Annotated in this window: 16 protein-coding genes; 12 read left to right on the forward strand and 4 right to left on the reverse strand. The window is 72.1% G+C overall.

Annotated elements, in window-relative coordinates:
• From infB to E1262_RS14695, 8 genes are all read left to right on the forward strand, one after another.
• Positions 1–2,626: translation initiation factor IF-2 (gene infB, locus E1262_RS14660; protein ID WP_132103884.1), on the forward strand; the 2,626-nt coding region annotated here is incomplete at its 5' end.
• A 107-nt stretch (positions 2,627–2,733) separates the two neighbouring features.
• On the forward strand, positions 2,734–3,033 hold the full coding sequence (locus E1262_RS14665; RefSeq protein WP_132103973.1) for a DUF503 domain-containing protein: 300 nt from the start codon (positions 2,734–2,736) through the stop codon (positions 3,031–3,033).
• 2 nt (positions 3,034–3,035) lie between these two features.
• Positions 3,036–3,497, forward strand: coding sequence for a 30S ribosome-binding factor RbfA (gene rbfA / locus E1262_RS14670; RefSeq protein ID WP_132103885.1), 462 nt, complete (start codon positions 3,036–3,038; stop codon positions 3,495–3,497).
• Positions 3,490–4,362 (forward strand): tRNA pseudouridine(55) synthase TruB, encoded by an 873-nt coding sequence (truB, locus tag E1262_RS14675; RefSeq protein WP_132103886.1) that lies wholly within the window; start codon positions 3,490–3,492, stop codon positions 4,360–4,362. Before rbfA ends, truB begins: the two co-directional genes overlap by 8 nt.
• A complete protein-coding gene (locus E1262_RS14680) occupies positions 4,359–4,802 on the forward strand; it encodes a MarR family winged helix-turn-helix transcriptional regulator (RefSeq protein WP_132103887.1) in 444 nt (147 codons plus the stop codon). The genes truB and E1262_RS14680 overlap by 4 nt, the downstream gene beginning before the upstream one ends.
• 81 nt (positions 4,803–4,883) lie before the next feature.
• Positions 4,884–5,345, forward strand: coding sequence for a MarR family winged helix-turn-helix transcriptional regulator (locus E1262_RS14685; RefSeq protein ID WP_132103888.1), 462 nt, complete (start codon positions 4,884–4,886; stop codon positions 5,343–5,345).
• Positions 5,346–5,374: 29 nt separating this feature from the next.
• A complete protein-coding gene (locus E1262_RS14690) occupies positions 5,375–6,913 on the forward strand; it encodes an MFS transporter (protein WP_132103889.1) in 1,539 nt (512 codons plus the stop codon).
• Between the two features lie 38 nt (positions 6,914–6,951).
• Complete coding sequence (locus E1262_RS14695) at positions 6,952–7,911, forward strand: bifunctional riboflavin kinase/FAD synthetase (protein WP_132103890.1); 960 nt, start codon at positions 6,952–6,954, stop codon at positions 7,909–7,911.
• A gap of 117 nt (positions 7,912–8,028) precedes the next feature.
• Here the strand turns inward: E1262_RS14695 and E1262_RS14700 are convergent, their stop codons facing one another.
• Positions 8,029–8,958 (reverse strand): class I SAM-dependent methyltransferase, encoded by a 930-nt coding sequence (locus tag E1262_RS14700; RefSeq protein WP_162605914.1) that lies wholly within the window; start codon positions 8,956–8,958, stop codon positions 8,029–8,031.
• 137 nt (positions 8,959–9,095) lie between these two features.
• Between E1262_RS14700 and rpsO the strand changes: the two genes are divergently transcribed.
• From rpsO to uppS, 4 genes are all read left to right on the forward strand, one after another.
• On the forward strand, positions 9,096–9,365 hold the full coding sequence (rpsO, locus tag E1262_RS14705) for a 30S ribosomal protein S15 (RefSeq protein ID WP_131977549.1): 270 nt from the start codon (positions 9,096–9,098) through the stop codon (positions 9,363–9,365).
• 224 nt (positions 9,366–9,589) lie between these two features.
• Positions 9,590–11,824, forward strand: a complete 2,235-nt coding sequence (locus tag E1262_RS14710) for a polyribonucleotide nucleotidyltransferase (protein ID WP_132103892.1) — start codon at positions 9,590–9,592, stop codon at positions 11,822–11,824.
• Positions 11,825–11,831: 7 nt separating this feature from the next.
• Positions 11,832–13,151: a M16 family metallopeptidase gene (locus E1262_RS14715; protein WP_132103893.1), complete on the forward strand. Its 1,320-nt coding sequence runs from the start codon at positions 11,832–11,834 to the stop codon at positions 13,149–13,151.
• Entirely contained in the window at positions 13,151–13,882 is a 732-nt protein-coding gene (gene uppS, locus E1262_RS14720; RefSeq protein ID WP_132103894.1) for a polyprenyl diphosphate synthase, read from the forward strand. The genes E1262_RS14715 and uppS overlap by 1 nt, the downstream gene beginning before the upstream one ends.
• On the opposite strand, the gene E1262_RS14725 is transcribed toward uppS, so the two are convergent.
• The 3 genes from E1262_RS14725 to E1262_RS14735 are packed head-to-tail and all read right to left on the reverse strand — an operon-like array spanning position 13,879 to position 16,842.
• Positions 13,879–15,360, reverse strand: a complete 1,482-nt coding sequence (locus E1262_RS14725; RefSeq protein WP_132103895.1) for a pyridoxal phosphate-dependent decarboxylase family protein — start codon at positions 15,358–15,360, stop codon at positions 13,879–13,881. The two genes, uppS and E1262_RS14725, sit on opposite strands and share 4 nt — an antisense overlap.
• Positions 15,361–15,403: 43 nt before the next feature.
• On the reverse strand, positions 15,404–15,865 hold the full coding sequence (locus tag E1262_RS14730; RefSeq protein WP_132103896.1) for a tRNA (cytidine(34)-2'-O)-methyltransferase: 462 nt from the start codon (positions 15,863–15,865) through the stop codon (positions 15,404–15,406).
• 17 nt (positions 15,866–15,882) lie between these two features.
• Positions 15,883–16,842 (reverse strand): GlxA family transcriptional regulator, encoded by a 960-nt coding sequence (locus tag E1262_RS14735; protein ID WP_132103897.1) that lies wholly within the window; start codon positions 16,840–16,842, stop codon positions 15,883–15,885.
• Positions 16,843–16,861: the final 19 nt, after the last annotated feature.

Here is a 16,861-nt window from a genome sequence, read left to right on the forward strand (position 1 = left end):
GCCCACCCAGGCCCCGCGGCCAGGCCCGGCGCCCGCGCCGAGTCCGCGCCCGGCAACGCCGGGCACCGGTCAGGGGCCGCGTCCCGGCCCCGGTCAGCGCCCAGGCGCCGGCCAGGGTCAGCGTCCCGCCCCCGACCAGGGCCAGCGGCCCGGCGGCGGCGCCCGTCCGGGTGCCCCGAAGCCGGGTCCCGCCGCACCCCGGCCGGCCGGGCCGCGACCGGGCAACAACCCGTTCGGCGGCGAGAGCACCGGTATGGGCCGGCCTCGTCCCGGCGGCGGCCCGCGGCCGGGCAACAACCCGTTCTCGTCCGGTGGCTCCACCGGCATGCAGCGTCCCGGCTCGCGCCGCGACGCCGACGGCCGTGGCGCTGCCGGGCCGGGCGGCCCGCGGCCCAGCGCTCCGGCGCCGCGTCCGGGCGGTGGCCCGGGTGCCGGCGGCCCGCGCCCGAACCCCGGCATGATGCCGCCGCGCCCGTCGCAGCGGCCCAGTGGCCCGGGCGAGCGCGGTGGCCGTCCCGGCGGTGACCGCGGTGGCCGTCCTGGTGGCGGCGGCGGTGGCGGCCGTCCCGGCATGGGCGGTGGCCGTCCCGGTGGCGGCGGCGGCTTCGGCGGCGGCCCGGGTGGCGGTGGCCGCCCGGGCGGTGGCGGCGGCTTCGGCGGCCCCGGCGGCGGTGGCCGTCCCGGTGGCGGCGGTGGCCGCGGCCGCGGTGGCACGGCCGGCGCGTTCGGCCGTCCCGGCGGCAAGCCGGCGAAGAGCCGCAAGAGCAAGCGGCAGAAGCGCCAGGAATACGACAACATGCAGGCGCCGAGCATCGGTGGCGTACGGCTGCCGCGCGGCAACGGCGACACCGTCCGGCTGCCTCGCGGTGCGTCGCTGGCCGACTTCGCCGAGCGCATCGACGTCGACCCCGCGCAGCTGGTCCAGGTGCTGTTCGGCCTGGGCGAGATGGTCACGGCCACCCAGTCGGTGGACGAAGACACCTTCCGGGTGCTGGGCGAGGAGCTCGGCTACGACATCCAGATGGTGTCGCCGGAGGACGAGGACCGCGAGCTGCTGGAGTCGTTCGACATCGACTTCGAGGCCGAGGACGACACCAACGCCGTCGCGCGGCCCCCGGTGGTCACCGTCATGGGCCACGTCGACCACGGTAAGACGAAGCTGCTCGACGCCATCCGCAAGGAGAACATCGTCGAGTCCGAGGCCGGCGGCATCACCCAGCACATCGGTGCCTACCAGGTCTACGTCGAGCACGAGGGCGAGCAGCGGGCCATCACCTTCATCGACACCCCGGGTCACGAGGCGTTCACCGCCATGCGTGCCCGTGGTGCGCAGGTGACCGACATCGTCATCCTCGTGGTGGCGGCCGACGACGGCGTGATGCCGCAGACCATCGAGGCGCTGAACCACGCCCAGGCGGCCGGCGTCCCGATCGTGGTCGCGGTCAACAAGATCGACGTCGAGGGCGCCAACCCCGCGAAGATCCGCCAGCAGCTCACCGAGTACAACCTGGTGGCCGAGGAGTACGGCGGCGACACCATGTTCGTCGACGTCGCGGCGAAGCCGGGCATCAACATCGACAAGCTGCTCGAGGCCGTCCTGCTGACCGCCGACGCGGCGCTGGACCTGCGGGCCAACGCCGACATGGCGGCGCGCGGCGTGGCGATCGAGGGTCACCTCGACCGCGGCCGCGGCCCGGTGGCCACCGTCCTGGTGCAGCGCGGCACGCTGCACCCGGGCGACGCCATCGTCACGGGTCAGTCCTACGGCCGCGTGCGCGCCATGCTCGACGAGTACGGCAAGCTGGTCGAGGAGGCGGGCCCGTCCCGTCCGGTCCAGGTGCTCGGTCTCACCGCGGTGCCCGGCGCCGGCGACAAGTTCCTCGTCGCCGACGACGACCGCACCGCGCGCCAGATCGCCGAGAAGCGCGAGGCCATGGAGCGCAACGCCGCCCTGGCCAAGGCCCGCAAGCGGGTCACGCTCGAGAGCTTCATGGCCGAGAGCAAGGTCGAGACGCTGAACCTGATCCTCAAGGGCGACGTCTCGGGCTCGGTCGAGGCACTCGAGGACGCGCTGCTCAAGATCGACGTGGGCGAAGAGGTCAGCCTCAACATCATCCACCGCGGCGTCGGCGCCATCACGGCCAACGACGTCAACCTCGCCTCCATCGACCAGGGCATCATCATCGGCTTCAACGTCCGGCCGCAGAGCCGGACGGTCGAGGACCTGGCCGACCGCGAGGGTGTGGAGATCCGGTACTACTCGGTCATCTACTCGGCCATCGAGGAGATCGAGGCGGCCCTCAAGGGCATGCTCAAGCCGGAGTTCGAGGAGGTCCAGCTCGGCACCGCGGAGATCCGCGAGGTGTTCCGGTCGTCCAAGATCGGCAACATCGCCGGCTGCATGGTCACCAACGGCATCATGCGGCGCAACGCGTCGGCGCGGCTGGTCCGCGACGGCGTGGTAGTGGGCGAGGGCCTCACGGTCGTGTCGCTGCGGCGTGAGAAGGACGACGTCACGGAGGTTCGCGACGGGTTCGAGTGCGGTATCAGCCTCGGCTCGTTCAACGACATCCAGGTCGGCGACCGCATCGAGACCTACGAGATGAAGGAGAAGCCGCGCGGCTGATCCTCCGGCACCGGATGATCACATTGAGTTGGGTCGCTCCCGCTTCGCCAGGCATGCCTTCCTGGTGAAGCGGGAGAACGCCCGGTGATGGCCTCTCAGGGGTGCGAGTGTTCGTCGGAACCATCGTGTTCGACCTGCTGCTGGGCGACGTGCGGTCGCTGAAGCAGAAACGCGCCGTGGTCCGGCCCGTCGTGGCCGAGCTGCGGCGCCGTTTCGACGTCGCCGTCGCCGAGGTTGGCCACCAGGACCTGCACCGCCGCGCGGAGGTGGGGGTCGCCGTCGTCGCCGGCGACTCCCGGCAGTGCATCGACGTGCTCGACGCCGTCGAGCAGCACGTCGCGGACCGGCCGGAGATCGAGTTGCTCTCCACCCGGCGACGGATCCACAACGACGAAGACGAGGAGTAGCCATGGCCGATGCAGCGCGGGCGCGCAAGCTGGCCGACCGCATCCGCGAGATCGCGGCCGAAACGCTGGAGCGCCGGGTCAAGGACCCCCGGCTGGGGTTCGTGACGGTCACCGACGCCCGCATCACCGGCGACCTTCGCGACGCCACCGTCTTCTACACCGTCCTCGGCGACGAGGAGGAGCGCACGGCCACGGCCGCCGCGCTCGAGAGCGTCAAGGGCCTGGTCCGGTCCGAGGTGGGCCGGCGCACCGGCGTCCGGTTCACCCCCACGCTGGAGTTCGTGGCCGACGCCATCCCGGAGAACGCCGCGAACATCGACGACCTGCTGCGGGCCGCCCGCGAGTCCGACGAGCGGGTCGCCCAGGCGGCCGCCGAGGCCGAGTACGCGGGCGACCCCGACCCGTACCGCAAGCCGGCGGAGGACGACGAGCCCGGGGACGAGGACGACGACGACCGTGGCTGATCCCGACGGCCTCGTCGTCGTCGACAAGCCCAGCGGCTGGACCTCGCACGACGTCGTCGCCCGGATCCGGCGGCTGGCCGGCACTCGCCGCGTCGGCCACGCCGGCACGCTCGATCCGATGGCCACCGGCGTCCTCGTCGTCGGCGTCGGCAAGGCCACCAAGCTGCTCGGCCACCTGGCGCTCACGGAGAAGGAGTACGACGCCACCATCCGGCTCGGCGCGATCACCGTCACCGACGACGCCAAGGGCGAGGTCACCGCGACGGCCGACGCGTCCGCCGTCACCGACGACGCCGTCGCGGAGGGGGTTGCCGCACTCACCGGGCCGATCCAGCAGGTGCCGAGCGCCGTCTCGGCCGTGAAGATCGACGGCGTGCGCTCGTACCACCGGGTCCGGTCCGGCGAGAACGTCGAGCTGCCCGCGCGTGACGTCGTCGTCAGCCGGTTCGATGTGCTGGCCACCCGCCGTGATGGGCCCTACGTCGACCTCGACGTCTCCGTCGCCTGCTCGTCCGGCACCTACATCCGGGCGCTGGCCCGCGACCTCGGCGCGTCGCTGGGCGTCGGCGGCCACCTGACCGCGCTGCGCCGCACCGCTGTCGGGCCGTACCGGCTGGACCGCGCCCGCACGCTGGAGGCGCTCGCCGCGGACTTCGCCGTCCTCCCGCTGGCCGAGGCCGCCGCGGCGGCGTTCCCGCGGCTGGACGTCGACGCCGGCACCGCCGGCAAGGTCGCACACGGGATGCCGCTGCCGGCCACCGGGCGCGGCCCCGGGCCGGTCGCGGTGTTCGGGCCGGACGGTAGGCTGCTGTCCCTGGTCGAGGACCGGGGATCCCGGGCGAAGCACCTGGCGGTGTTCGTATGAACGATCGGCAGCAGGTCCACGAGCAGCTCGAGGCCGAGCTCGCCTTCCTGTGGCGCCGCGTGCGCCGGCTCTCCATCGACCTCGCCCGGCAGGTCGACGAGGGCCTCGAGGCGGCCGCGTACGGTCTGCTCGGACTACTCGCCGACGGCGGCGACGTCCGCGCCGCCGACCTCGCCGAGCGGATGGGGCTGGACAAGTCCACCGTCAGCCGTCAAATCACCCAGATGGAGTCCATGGGCCTGATCCAGCGGGTGCCCGACCCGCAGGACGGGCGGGCCCGGCTGCTGCACATCACCGACGAGGGCCGCGCCCGCGTCCAGCAGTTGCGTGGCGCCCGCGGCCGCTGGTTCGGCGAGGCGCTGGAGGACTGGCCCGACGCCGACGTCGACGCCCTCGCCGCTCTGCTCAAACGCCTGAACGCGTCCCTGTCGCAGGAGTAGCCTCGAGAGTAAAGTTGGTTGCTGCAACCATTTAGCCTCTATAGTTGCAGGGGTCAACCAACCGAGGCGGTGACGCGCGCCATGCGCAGCGATGTCTGGAGCGAGCTGGTCGATCAGGGACGGCTCCTGGTCCGGCTGGGCAAGCTGCTCACTCACCGCCACGTCGAGATCTACGAGGGCGTGGGTCCGACGCTGGACGGCATGCTCGCCGCGCTGAGGAAGGGCGGACCGATGCGGCTGACGGCGCTGGCCGACCAGCTGCAGGTGGACCCGTCCGTCGCCAGCCGGCAGGCGGCCGAGCTGGTCGAGCGCGGGCTGGTGGAACGCCGTCCGGACCCGGACGACGCACGCGCCGGCATCCTCGACCTCACGGCCGACGGCCACGCGGTCCTGGAGCGCGCGCGGGAGCGCAGCGGCCAGATCGTCGCCGCCGCGCTCCGCGACTGGAGCGAGGCCGAAGCCCGGCAGCTGGTCGACCTGCTCACCAAGCTCACCGGCGATCTCCGCGAGGAGCTCTGCGGAGGAAAGGAACGCGTCCGATGACGACGACAGACGCTCTTGCGCCTGCGACGATGACCCATCGACAGGTGCTGGAGGCGATGTCCGGGCTGCTGCTCGCCATGTTCGTGGCGATGCTGTCCGGCACGATCGTCGCCAACGCGCTGCCACGCATCATCGGCGACCTCGGCGGCAACCAGGACCAGTACACGTGGGTCGTGACGGCGACCCTGCTCGCGGCGACGGCGACCACCCCGATCTGGGGCAAGCTCGCCGACCGCATGAACAAGAAGCTGCTCGTCCAGCTGTCGATCACCGTTTTCGTGATCGGCTCGGTGCTGGCCGGATTCTCCCAGACCACCGAGGCGCTGATCGGATTCCGGGTCCTCCAGGGCCTGGGCCTGGGCGGCCTGCAGGCGCTCGTGCAGATCGTCATGGCCTCGGTCGTCAGCCCGCGCGAGCGCGGCCGGTACATGGGGTACTTCGGCGCCGTCATGGCGGTGGCGACGGTCGGTGGCCCGCTGCTGGGCGGCTTCCTCGTCGACTCCGAGCTGCTCGGCTGGCGCTGGTGCTTCTGGGTCGGCGTCCCGTTCGGCGTGGCGGCGCTGGTGCTGCTGCAGCGGACGCTGAAGCTGCCGGTGCTGACGTCCGACACGAAGATCGACTTGCTGGGCGCGCTGCTCATCCCCGGCGGCATCAGCGTGCTGCTCATCTGGGTGACGCTGGCCGGCAAGAACTTCGACTGGGTGTCCTGGGCGAGCGCGGCGTTCGTCGCCGGCGGCGTCCTGCTGATCGCACTGGCCGTCGTCGTGGAGCGGCGGGTGGCGGACCCGGTCGTGCCGCCGCGTCTGATCAAGCAGCGGACCATGGTGCTGGCGATCATCGCCAGCGTCGCCATCGGCATCGCGATGTTCGGCTCTTCGGTCTTCTTCAGCCAGTACTTCCAGATCTCCCGCGGCTACTCACCGACGGCGGCCGGCCTGCTCACGCTGCCGATGATCGTCGGCCTGCTGCTGGCGTCGACGATCACCGGTCAGCTGGTCACCCGGTTCGGGCGGTGGAAGAGGTTCCTCGTCGCCGGCACCGCGCTGATCGTCGTCGGGCTGGGACTGCTGGGCACCATCGACCACTCGACCTCGCTGGTGCTGATCGGCGTGTACATGGCCATCCTGGGTGTCGGCGTCGGGTCGAGCATGCAGAACCTGGTGCTGGCCGCGCAGAACGGTCTCGACTACCGCGACCTCGGCGCCGGCACGTCGACGGTGACGTTCTTCCGCTCGCTGGGCGGTGCGGCCGGCGTCTCCGTCCTCGGTGCGATCCTGGCCACGCACGTCACGGACCTGATCAACGACGGGCTGGCGTCGATCCCGGGCGCCGGGGCGGCGACCCAGAGCGGCGGGTCGACGTCACTGGACCTCAGTGGGCTGCCGGAGCCGGTGCGGGTCATCGTCGAGCACGCCTACGGCGACGCGACTGCGCTGGTGTTCCTCATCGCAGGGGCGATCGCGCTGGTGGCGTTCGTCGCCGTCCTGTTCATGCGCGAGACCTCGCTGCGGACGACGGTGGGCGACGCCGAGCTGGCCGAGCTGGAAGGGGCCACCGCGCGGGCATAATGTCGTAGTCAAACGCCACCGAACCCGGGAGAACACGCGTGCACCGCTGGACCGATCTGGACCAGGTCCCTCCCGGGTTCGGCCCGTCGGTGGTCACCATCGGCAATTTCGACGGCGTCCACCTGGGCCATAGGCAGGTGCTCACCCGCATGGTGGCCGACGCCCACGCGGCCGGCGGCGGCGCGCAAGCCGTCGCCGTCACGTTCGACCCCCACCCTCGGCAGCTGCACCGGCCCGAGGACGCGCCGCCGCTGATCACCGGCGTGCGCGACAAGCTCGAGCTGCTCGCCGAGACCGGCCTCGACGCCGTCCTCGTCCAGCCCTACACCTGGGAGTTCGCCCGGCAGTCGCCCGAGGAGTTCGTCCGCCGCTTCCTCGTCGACGGCCTGCACGCTGTCACCGTGGTCGTCGGCCACGACGTCCGGTTCGGCTGGCAGAACGCCGGCGACCTGTCGACGATGCTGGAGCTGGGAACGGAGTACGGGTTCACGGTCGAGGTGATCCCCGAGGTCACCACCCCCGACGGCGCCCGCCGCTGGTCGTCGACGTGGGTGCGCGAGCTGCTGGTCGTGGGCGACGTCTCCGGGGCGGCGGAGATCCTCGGCCGGCCGCACCGCCTGCGCGGCGTCGTCGTCGAGGGCGACAAGCGTGGTCGTGAGCTCGGCTTCCCGACGGCGAACCTGTCGGCGGACGCCGACGGCCTGGTGCCGGACGACGGCGTGTACGCGGGCTGGCTGTCGGTCGTGCGGCCCGACGCGGGGTCGCGGGAGCGGCTGCCGGCCGCGATCTCCATCGGCACCAATCCGACGTTCGCCGGCGAGTCGCGGCGCGTGGAGGCCTACGTCATCGGCCGCACCGACCTCGACCTCTACGGTGACGAGATCATGCTGGAGTTCGCCGAGCGCCTCCGGCCCACCCTGACGTTCGACTCCGTCGACGACCTGATCGCCACCATGAACGACGACGTCGCCAAGGCCCGCGTCGTCCTCGGCATCTGAGGCTCGTCGACCCGTTCAGTGGGTCGGTCGCGGTCCGGTTCGCCGGGGATGCAGCGTTGGCCGTCCGCCTGCTGCCCGATTGTCTTGGCCGCGTACGCGGCTAAGAACGGGCAGCTATCAGGGGGACAGGGGAAGAGCGGGAACAGCCCGCCCCGGGGCGCGGCGTCGGCTATCGAGGCGCCGGGGTGGCCGGTGCGGTGTCCACGTGGTGAGATTTCGCCGCGATTCGCGGGTCATCATGAGGTCTTCTGGTGCGTCAACACGTTTGCAACCGTGTTGACGCACCAGGAAACATGGTGACGTACGCGTCCCGTCGTCCTGGCGGGCGCCGGCCAGTGCGTCGGCGACGTCGGCCCGGGCCGCCGGGAGGTCCGCGGGCGCGATCCGCTCGAGCGCGCCGCGATAGCCCACCGACCGCGCCCAGGACCACCACTGGTCGACGTCGCGGAACCGGACCGGCACGGCGACGTCGTCGACGACCACGTCGGTGAACCCCGCCGATCGGACCATCGCGGCCAGTGCGGCCGGATCGTCGAACACGTCCGGGGCGTCCGCACCGAGCCCCGCGCGTCGGCGCAGCCGGTGACGGGCCTCGTCGGCGTGCGGATCCGGTGGTCCGTAGGTGCTGGCGGCGAGCCGCCCTCCTGGGGCGAGGATCGAGCGGTACGTGTGCAGCGCCGCGCCGGGGTCCGGCAGCAGGAACAGCATGAAGCCGGCGAGCACGGCGTCGACGCTCTCCGGAGCGAGGTCAGGTGCGGCGGCGTCGCCGACGTGGACCGTCGCGTTCGTGACCCCGCGCCCAGCGAGGTCGGCCGCCGTCAGCTCGACCATGGCGGGGGAGAGGTCGACGCCGATGACGCGCCCAGTCTGGCCCACGGCCGCGGCGGCCGGGACCAGGACGTGGCCGCGACCGGTGCCCACGTCGAGTACGTGCTCGCCCGGCCGCAGCCCGGCGCGGGCCACCAGTTCGCGCCCGAGCGGTGCGAAGAAGTCGACGCCGGTACTCTCGTACTCGGCCGCCACGCGGTCCCAGATGCCACCGGTCACGGGTGTCACCCTAGGTGGATTGGGTCCTGGCTGGGCTGCGCTGGTATCCTTGGCGCCGCCGTCAGAACGGCCGCGGTTTCAGAGTGCGCCGGTGGACATGCCCGGAAGCGCCGCGCAACGATTCGACAAGGAGTTCCGTGCCGACCGACACGAAGACCAAAGAGACGATCATCGCCGAGCACGCTCGCGGCAACGGCGACACGGGCTCGCCCGAGGTGCAGGTCGCGCTGCTCACGCACCGCATCAACCACCTCACCGAGCACCTGAAGGTGCACAAGCACGACCACCACAGCCGCCGCGGGCTGCTGCTGCTGGTCGGCCAGCGCCGCCGGCTGCTCAAGTACCTGCAGCGGGTCGACATCGAGCGCTACCGCGCGCTGATCGAGAAGCTCGGCCTGCGCCGATGAGCTGACGCCGAGGGAGCGGACTCCCGAACCCGGGATCCGCTCCCTCGGCATATCAGCCACACAATTGAACAACGCCCAACCGAACAGGGCGGCCGACTTGAACGCAGCAGGCCGGTCCTCGGTTGTGGCCCTCGGGAACGTCTGACCCGCGGGCTTCCATCGAAGACCGGCGCGTACGAGATCTCATTCGAGCGGCCTCCCGCCACGCTCCAGGAGGACGACCCATGTCGGGTCCCCAGATTCACACTGCCGAAGCCGTCATCGACAACGGAAAGTTCGGCACCCACACCATTCGCTTCGAGACCGGCCAGCTCGCCCAGCAGGCCGCCGGCTCCGCCGTCATCTACCTCGACGACGAGACCATGCTCCTGTCGGCCACCACGGTCTCCAAGCAGCCGAAGGAGCACCTCGACTTCTTCCCGCTGACGGTCGACGTCGAGGAGCGCATGTACGCCGCGGGCCGCATCCCCGGCTCGTTCTTCCGCCGCGAGGGCCGGCCCAGCGAGGAGGCCATCCTCACCTGCCGGCTCACCGACCGGCCGCTGCGGCCGTCGTTCGCGAAGGGCCTGCGCAACGAGGTCCAGGTCGTCATGACGGTCATGTCGCTGCACCCCGACCACCTGTACGACGTCGTCGCCATCAACGCCGCGTCCGCGTCCACCCAGCTCGCCGGGCTGCCGTTCGCCGGCCCCGTCGGCGCCGTCCGGGTCGCGCTGATCGAGGACCAGTGGGTCGGCTTCCCGAACCACTCGCAGCTGTCCGAGGCGGTCTTCGACATGGTCGTGGCCGGCCGGGTGCTGCCCGACGGCGACGTCGCCATCATGATGGTCGAGGCCGAGTCCACCGCCGAGACGTGGGGCCTGGTCCAGGCCGGCCGTACGGCGCCGACCGAGGATGTCGTCGCCGCTGGGCTCGAGGCATCGAAGCCGTTCATCACCGCCCTGGCCAACGCGCAGAGGCAGCTGGCCGACGCCGCGGCGAAGGAGACGGCTGAGTTCCCGATCTTCCTCGACTACACCGACGAGATCTACGCCGCCGTCGAGGCCGCCGCCCGCGACGAGCTGGCCAAGGCGCTGACCATCGCCGCCAAGCAGGAGCGCGAGGAGCGCCTCGACGAGATCAAGGCCTCCGTCAAGGAGCGGCTGGCCGAGCAGTTCGAGGGCGCCGACAAGGACATCAGCGCCGCGTTCCGATCGCTCACCAAGTCGGTCGTGCGCGAGCGCGTCCTGCGCGACCAGGTCCGCATCGACGGCCGTGGTCTCACCGACATCCGCACGCTGTCGGCCGAGGTCGGCCCGATCCCGCGGGCGCACGGCTCCGCGCTGTTCGAGCGCGGCGAGACGCAGATCCTGGGCGTCACCACGCTGAACATGCTGAGCATGGAGCAGAAGCTCGACACGCTCTCGCCCGAGAAGTCCAAGCGGTACATGCACAACTACAACTTCCCGCCCTACTCGACCGGTGAGACCGGCCGGGTCGGCTCGCCCAAGCGGCGCGAGATCGGCCACGGCGCGCTCGCCGAGCGGGCGCTGCTGCCGGTTCTGCCAGCACGCGAGGAGTTCCCGTACGCCATCCGGCAGGTCTCCGAGGCGCTGGGCTCCAACGGCTCGACGTCCATGGGGTCGGTCTGCGCCTCGACGATGTCGCTGCTGAACGCCGGTGTGCCGCTGCGCGCCCCGGTCGCCGGCATCGCCATGGGCCTCATCTCCGGTGAGATAGAAAACGAGGCCGGCGAGTCCGAACGTCGATATGTCACGCTCACCGACATCCTCGGCGCCGAGGACGCCTACGGCGACATGGACTTCAAGGTCGCCGGCACCCGCGAGTTCGTCACGGCGCTGCAGCTGGACACCAAGCTCGACGGCATCCCGGCGTCGGTGCTAGGCGCCGCGCTGCAGCAGGCGCGCGACGCCCGGCTCACCATCCTCGACGTCATGGCCGAGGCCATCGCCGAGCCGGACGAGATGAGTCCTTATGCGCCGCGGATCATCTCCATCAAGATCCCGGTCGACCAGATCGGCGCAGTGATCGGGCCCAAGGGCAAGATCATCAACCAGATCCAGGACGACACCGGCGCCGAGATCGCCATCGAGGACGACGGCACGATCTTCATCGGTGCGGTCGACGGGCCGTCCGCCGAGGCCGCGCGTACGCAGATCAACGCGATCGCCAACCCGACGATGCCCGAGGTGGGCGAGCGCTACCTCGGCACCGTCGTCAAGACGACGAGCTTCGGCGCGTTCGTCTCGCTGCTGCCGGGCAAGGACGGCCTGGTGCACATCTCCAAGCTGCGGTCCCTCGCGGGCGGCAAGCGGGTCGAGAACGTCGACGACGTCGTCTCGGTGGGGCAGAAGATCCAGGTCGAGATCACCGAGATCGACGACCGCGGCAAGCTCGCCCTGACGCCGATCGTCGAGGACGAGACTCCTCCCGCCGCCGGCGAGGCGAACGAGTCCTGACGGCCGCGTGACAACCCCGTCGACGCGGACGTTGCTGGGGGAGGACGAGGGCGGGCTGGTCCGCCGCACCGTCCTCCCCGGCGGGCTGCGTATCGTCACCGAGGCCGTACCGACGGTCCGGTCGGTCGCCTTCGGCATCTGGGTGGGCGTCGGCTCCGTCGAGGAGCAGCCGGCCGAGGCCGGCGCCACGCACTACCTCGAGCACCTGCTGTTCAAGGGGACGCCGAAGCGCACGGCCCTGGACATCTCCTCGGCCATCGAGTCCGTCGGCGGTGAGATCAACGCGTTCACCGCCAAGGAGTTCACCTGCTACTACGCGCGGGTGCTCGACACCGACCTGCCGCTGGCGGTCGACGTCGTCGCCGACATGGTCACGTCGTCGCTGATCGCGCCGGTCGACGTCGAGAGCGAGCGTGAGGTCGTCCTCGAAGAGATCGCCATGCGCGACGACGACCCGTCCGACGCCGTGCACGACCTGCTGGCCGGGCACATGTGGGGCGACAGCCCGCTCGGCCGGTCCATCCTCGGCACGGTCGACAGTATCTCGGGCATGTCCCGCGACACCGTCAACGACTACTACCGGCGGCACTACCTGGCCCGCAACATGGTCGTCGCGGTCGCCGGCAACGTTCGCCACGACGACGTCGTCGCGCTGGTCGAGAAGGCGTTCGGCGCGGCCGGCTTCCTCGACGGCGACGACGAGCCGGCGCCGGCCCGCACGGGTGGCGTCGCGCCGTCGTCCGGCCGCGGCGTCACGCTGCTGCACCGGCCCACCGAGCAGGCCAACGTCGTGCTGGCGGTCCCCGGGCTGGCCCGCAACGACGAGCGCCGGTTCGCGCTGGGCGTGCTGAACGCCGCGCTCGGCGGCGGCATGTCGTCGCGGCTGTTCCAGGAGGTCCGCGAGCGGCGCGGGCTGGCGTACTCGGTCTACTCGTACGCCTCGCAGCACGCGGCGGCGGGGCTGCTCGGTGTCTACGTCGGCTGCCAGCCGAAGAAGGTCGACCAGGTGCTGGAGCTGTGCCGCACCGTCCTGGCCGACGTCGTCCGCGGCGGCATCACCCCCGAGGAGCTCGAGCGCGGCAAGGGCCAGGCCCGCGGCGGGCTGGTGCTCGGGCTCGAGGACACCAGCGCCCGGATGAGCCGGCTGGCGAAGGCCGAGCTGGTCTACGACGAGCTGCCCAGCGTCGACCAGCTGATCGCCCGCGTCGACGCCGTCACGATCGACCAGGTCACCGAGCTGGCCCGGACCCTGCTGCCGGCCACGCCGACGCTCGCGGTCGTCGGGCCGTTCGAGTCGGCCGGCCGGTTCGAGGCCGTGCTGGGCTGATGATGCGGTCGCCGCGCGAGCTGCTGTATCGGTGGTACGTGCGCGGCGGCCGGCTGCCCCGCCACGTCGCCGTCGTCATGGACGGCAACCGCCGCTGGGCGCGGCAGGCCGGCTACGCCGACCCGTCGGTCGGGCACCGGTTCGGCGCCGAGCATGTCGACGACCTGCTGGGCTGGTGCGCAGGGCTCGGCATCGGCCACGTCACGGTGTACGTGGCGTCGGCGGACAACCTCCGCAAGCGCGACTCCGACGAGGTCGACCACCTCATGCGCATGGTCGAGGAGGTCGTCTCGACCCGGCTGGCCGACCCCGCGCACCGCTGGCGCCTGCACGTCGCCGGCCGGCTCGACCTGCTGCCCGACACCACTCGCGACGCGCTGAAGCTGGCGGTCGACGCGACGGCGACCCGGTCGACGGAGCTCGAGCTGACGGTCGCGATCGGCTACGACGGCCGCCAGGAGATCGTCGACGCCGTGCGCGCGTACCTCGAGGACGGCGGCGACGCCGAGCGGCTGGCGCCCGACGACATCGCCCGGCACCTCTACACCCACGGCCAGCCGGAACCCGACCTCGTCATCCGCACCAGCGGCGAGCAGCGGCTGTCCGGCTTCCTGCTGTGGCAGTCCACCCAGGCCGAGCTGTACTTCTGCGACGCCTACTGGCCCGGCTTCCGTCAGGTCGACTTCGTCCGTGCGCTGCGCACGTACGCGCGGCGCAAGGCCGGCGTCTAGGACGTCAGCCGCTGGGCGTGCAGCTGACGGCCGTGCGCGACCACCTCGTCGACCAGCGTCTCGACGTGCTCGGCCTCGGTGCGGTAGCTGATCAGGCAGGCGCGGATCGCGTACCGGCCCTCGATGACGGCGTTCGACGGGTACACCTTGCCGGCCCGCTGGACGGCGTAGAGGATGCGCTCGTTGAGGTCGTCGAGGTAGGCCGGCTCGTGCTCGCCGGGCGGGACGTAGCGGAAGCAGACGATCGACAGCTCCGGGTCGGCCACCGCCTCCAGTTCGTCGTGCTCGCCGACCAGGTGGTGCAGCCAGCGGGCGAGCTCGACGTCGTGCCGGATGCGCCGGGCGCCGGCGTCCCAGCCCTGCGCGAGCAGCGACACCCAGACCGGCAGCGCGTCGAACGGCCGGGTGAACTGCGGCGTCCACTGGTAGCGCAGCATCATGTCGCTCTGCACCTCGGCGTCGAGCTTGGTGTAGTCGGGCTGCAGCGTGAACGCGGCGACATGCCGGGTCGGGTCGCGGAACAGGACGAGGCTGGCCGAGATCGGCATGTTCAGCCATTTGTGCGGGTCGCAGGTGATCGAGTCGGCCCGCTCGATACCGGCGAACGCCGGCCGCAGCTCCTCGACCATCGCGGCCGGTCCGCCGTATGCGGCGTCGACGTGGAACCAGCAGCCGTAGCGCTGCGCGACGTCGGCCAGCTCGTCGAGCGGGTCGATGGCGCCCAGCTCCGTCGTCCCGGCGGTGCCGACGACGGCCAGTGGCCGGACGCCGTCGGCGAGGTCGCGCTGGATGGCCGCCTCGACGCCGTCCGGGCGGAGCCGGTACCGGTCGTCCGTCGCGACGCGGCGGACCGCGGCGGTGCCGAGTCCGAGCAGATCGGCGGCCCGGTCCACCGTCTCATGCACGTCGTGGGAGCCGTAGACCGCCAGCCGGGGCCCGGCGGCGACGCCATCGCGCCGCACGTCCCAGCCGGCCAGCGCGTCGCGGGCGACGGCGAGCGCCATGAGGTTCGCGGTGGCGCCGCCGGTGACGAACGCGCCGGACGACTCCGGTGGCAGCCCGAGGCGGGCTGTGAACCAGGCCAGCACGTGGTTCTCGATCTCGGTGGCGGCCGGGCCGAGCGGCCAGCCGCCGAGGTTCTGATTGATGCCGGCGGCCAGCAGCGCCGCGGGCGCGCCGGGCACGGTGCCGGCGCCGCTGATGAACGCCATGAAGCCGCCGTGGCCGGTCTGCGCGCCGTGCTCGAACACGACGGTGCGCAGGTGCGCGAGCAGTTCGTCGTCGGTGAGCGGCTTGTCAGGCACGTCGCGGCCGTCGAGGACCGCGGCTCGGGTCTGCGCGGGCGTGTGCGGGTGCATGACCGGGAGGCCGGGCAGCCGCCGCAGGTACTCCGTCCACAGGTCCAGCGCGCTCTGGCCGAACTCGGCGGCGCGGTCCGGCGTCCAGTCCAGGTCGGGAACGGGTTCGGGTCGCTGCATGGCCCGACGGTACTCCCGCGGGCGTGTGACGGCCCGGGTGACGTCAGACGCCGGCGTAGTCGTTCTGGCGCCAGGCTTCGTAGACGGCGACGGCGGCGGAGTTCGACAGGTTGAGCGAGCGCCGTCCGGCCAGCATCGGAATGCGGACGCGGTCGGTGATCCGCGGATCGGCCAGGACCCCGAACGGAAGCCCGGTCGGCTCCGGGCCGAACAGCAGCACGTCGCCGGGTCGGTAGGCGACGTCGCTGTGCCGGGTGGCACCGCTGGTGGCGAACGCGTAGACGCGTTCCGGAGCGAGCGCTGCCCAGGCCGCGGCGAGGTCGTCGTGCACGGTCACGTGGGCGAGGTCGTGGTAGTCCAGGCCGGCGCGGCGCAGCTTGGCGTCGTCGAGGTCGAAGCCGAGCGGACGGATCAGGTGCAGGTGGGCGCCGGTGGCCGCGACCATGCGGATCGCGTTGCCGGTGTTCGGCGGGATGCGCGGCTCGTAGAAGACGACGTGGAACACGCTGCGAGGGTACGGCGTCAGCTGCGGAAGGTGCGGCGGTAGCCCGACGGCGACACGCCGAGGCTCGCGCGCAGGTGCTGACGCATCGAGGCCGCGGTGCCGAAGCCGCAGCGGCTCGCCACTTCGTCGACGGTGAGGTCGCTGTCCTCCAGCAGGTGGCGGGCGCGGTCGACGCGCTGCTGGGTCAGCCACTGGCCGGGGCTGACGCCGACCTCTTGGCGGAACCGGCGGGTGAACGTGCGCACGCTCATCGCCTGCCGGGTCGCGAGGTCGTGCAGCGTCAGGGGCCGGTCGAGGTGCGCGAGTGCCCAGGTGCGGGCGTCGGCGGTGGTGGGTGCGGCCGGCTCGGGGACCGGCTGGTCGACGTACTGGGCCTGACCGCCGTCGCGCCACGGCGGGACGACGCAGCGCCGGGCGGCGCGGTTGGCGACGGCGGTGCCGAAGTCGCGGCGGACGATGTGCAGGCACAGGTCGATGCCGGCGGCGACCCCCGCGGACGTCAGGATGTCGCCATCGTCGACGAACAGCACGTCGGGGTCGAGCTTGACCTGCGGGAACAGCTCCGCGAAGCGGCCGGCGCCGCGCCAGTGCGTCGTGGCCGGGCGGCCGTCGAGCAGGCCGGCGGCGGCCAGCGCGAACGCGCCGGTGCAGATCGAGACCATGCGCGTGCCCGTTGTGATCAGGGCGAACGCCGCCGCGAGGTCCGGCGGCAGCGTGCCCTCGTGCGACACACTGGTGGTCTCGTACGACGCGGGGACGACGACGGTGTCCGCGCCGGTCAGCGCCTCGGGGCCGTGGGGGACGACGACGTCGAAGTCGGCGTCGGTGCGGACGGGGCCCGCGGCGAGGCCGCAGGTGCGCACGTCGTACAGCGCCCGGCCGTCCGCCGTCCGGGCTGCGCCGAAGATGCGCGCCGGGATGGCCAGCTCGAACGGGATGACGCCGTGCCGGGCGAGCACGACCACGCGATGGGTCATGGCCGGATTCTTTCACATA

This window comes from Jiangella aurantiaca, from assembly GCF_004349105.1.
GTDB lineage: Bacteria > Actinomycetota > Actinomycetes > Jiangellales > Jiangellaceae > Jiangella > Jiangella aurantiaca.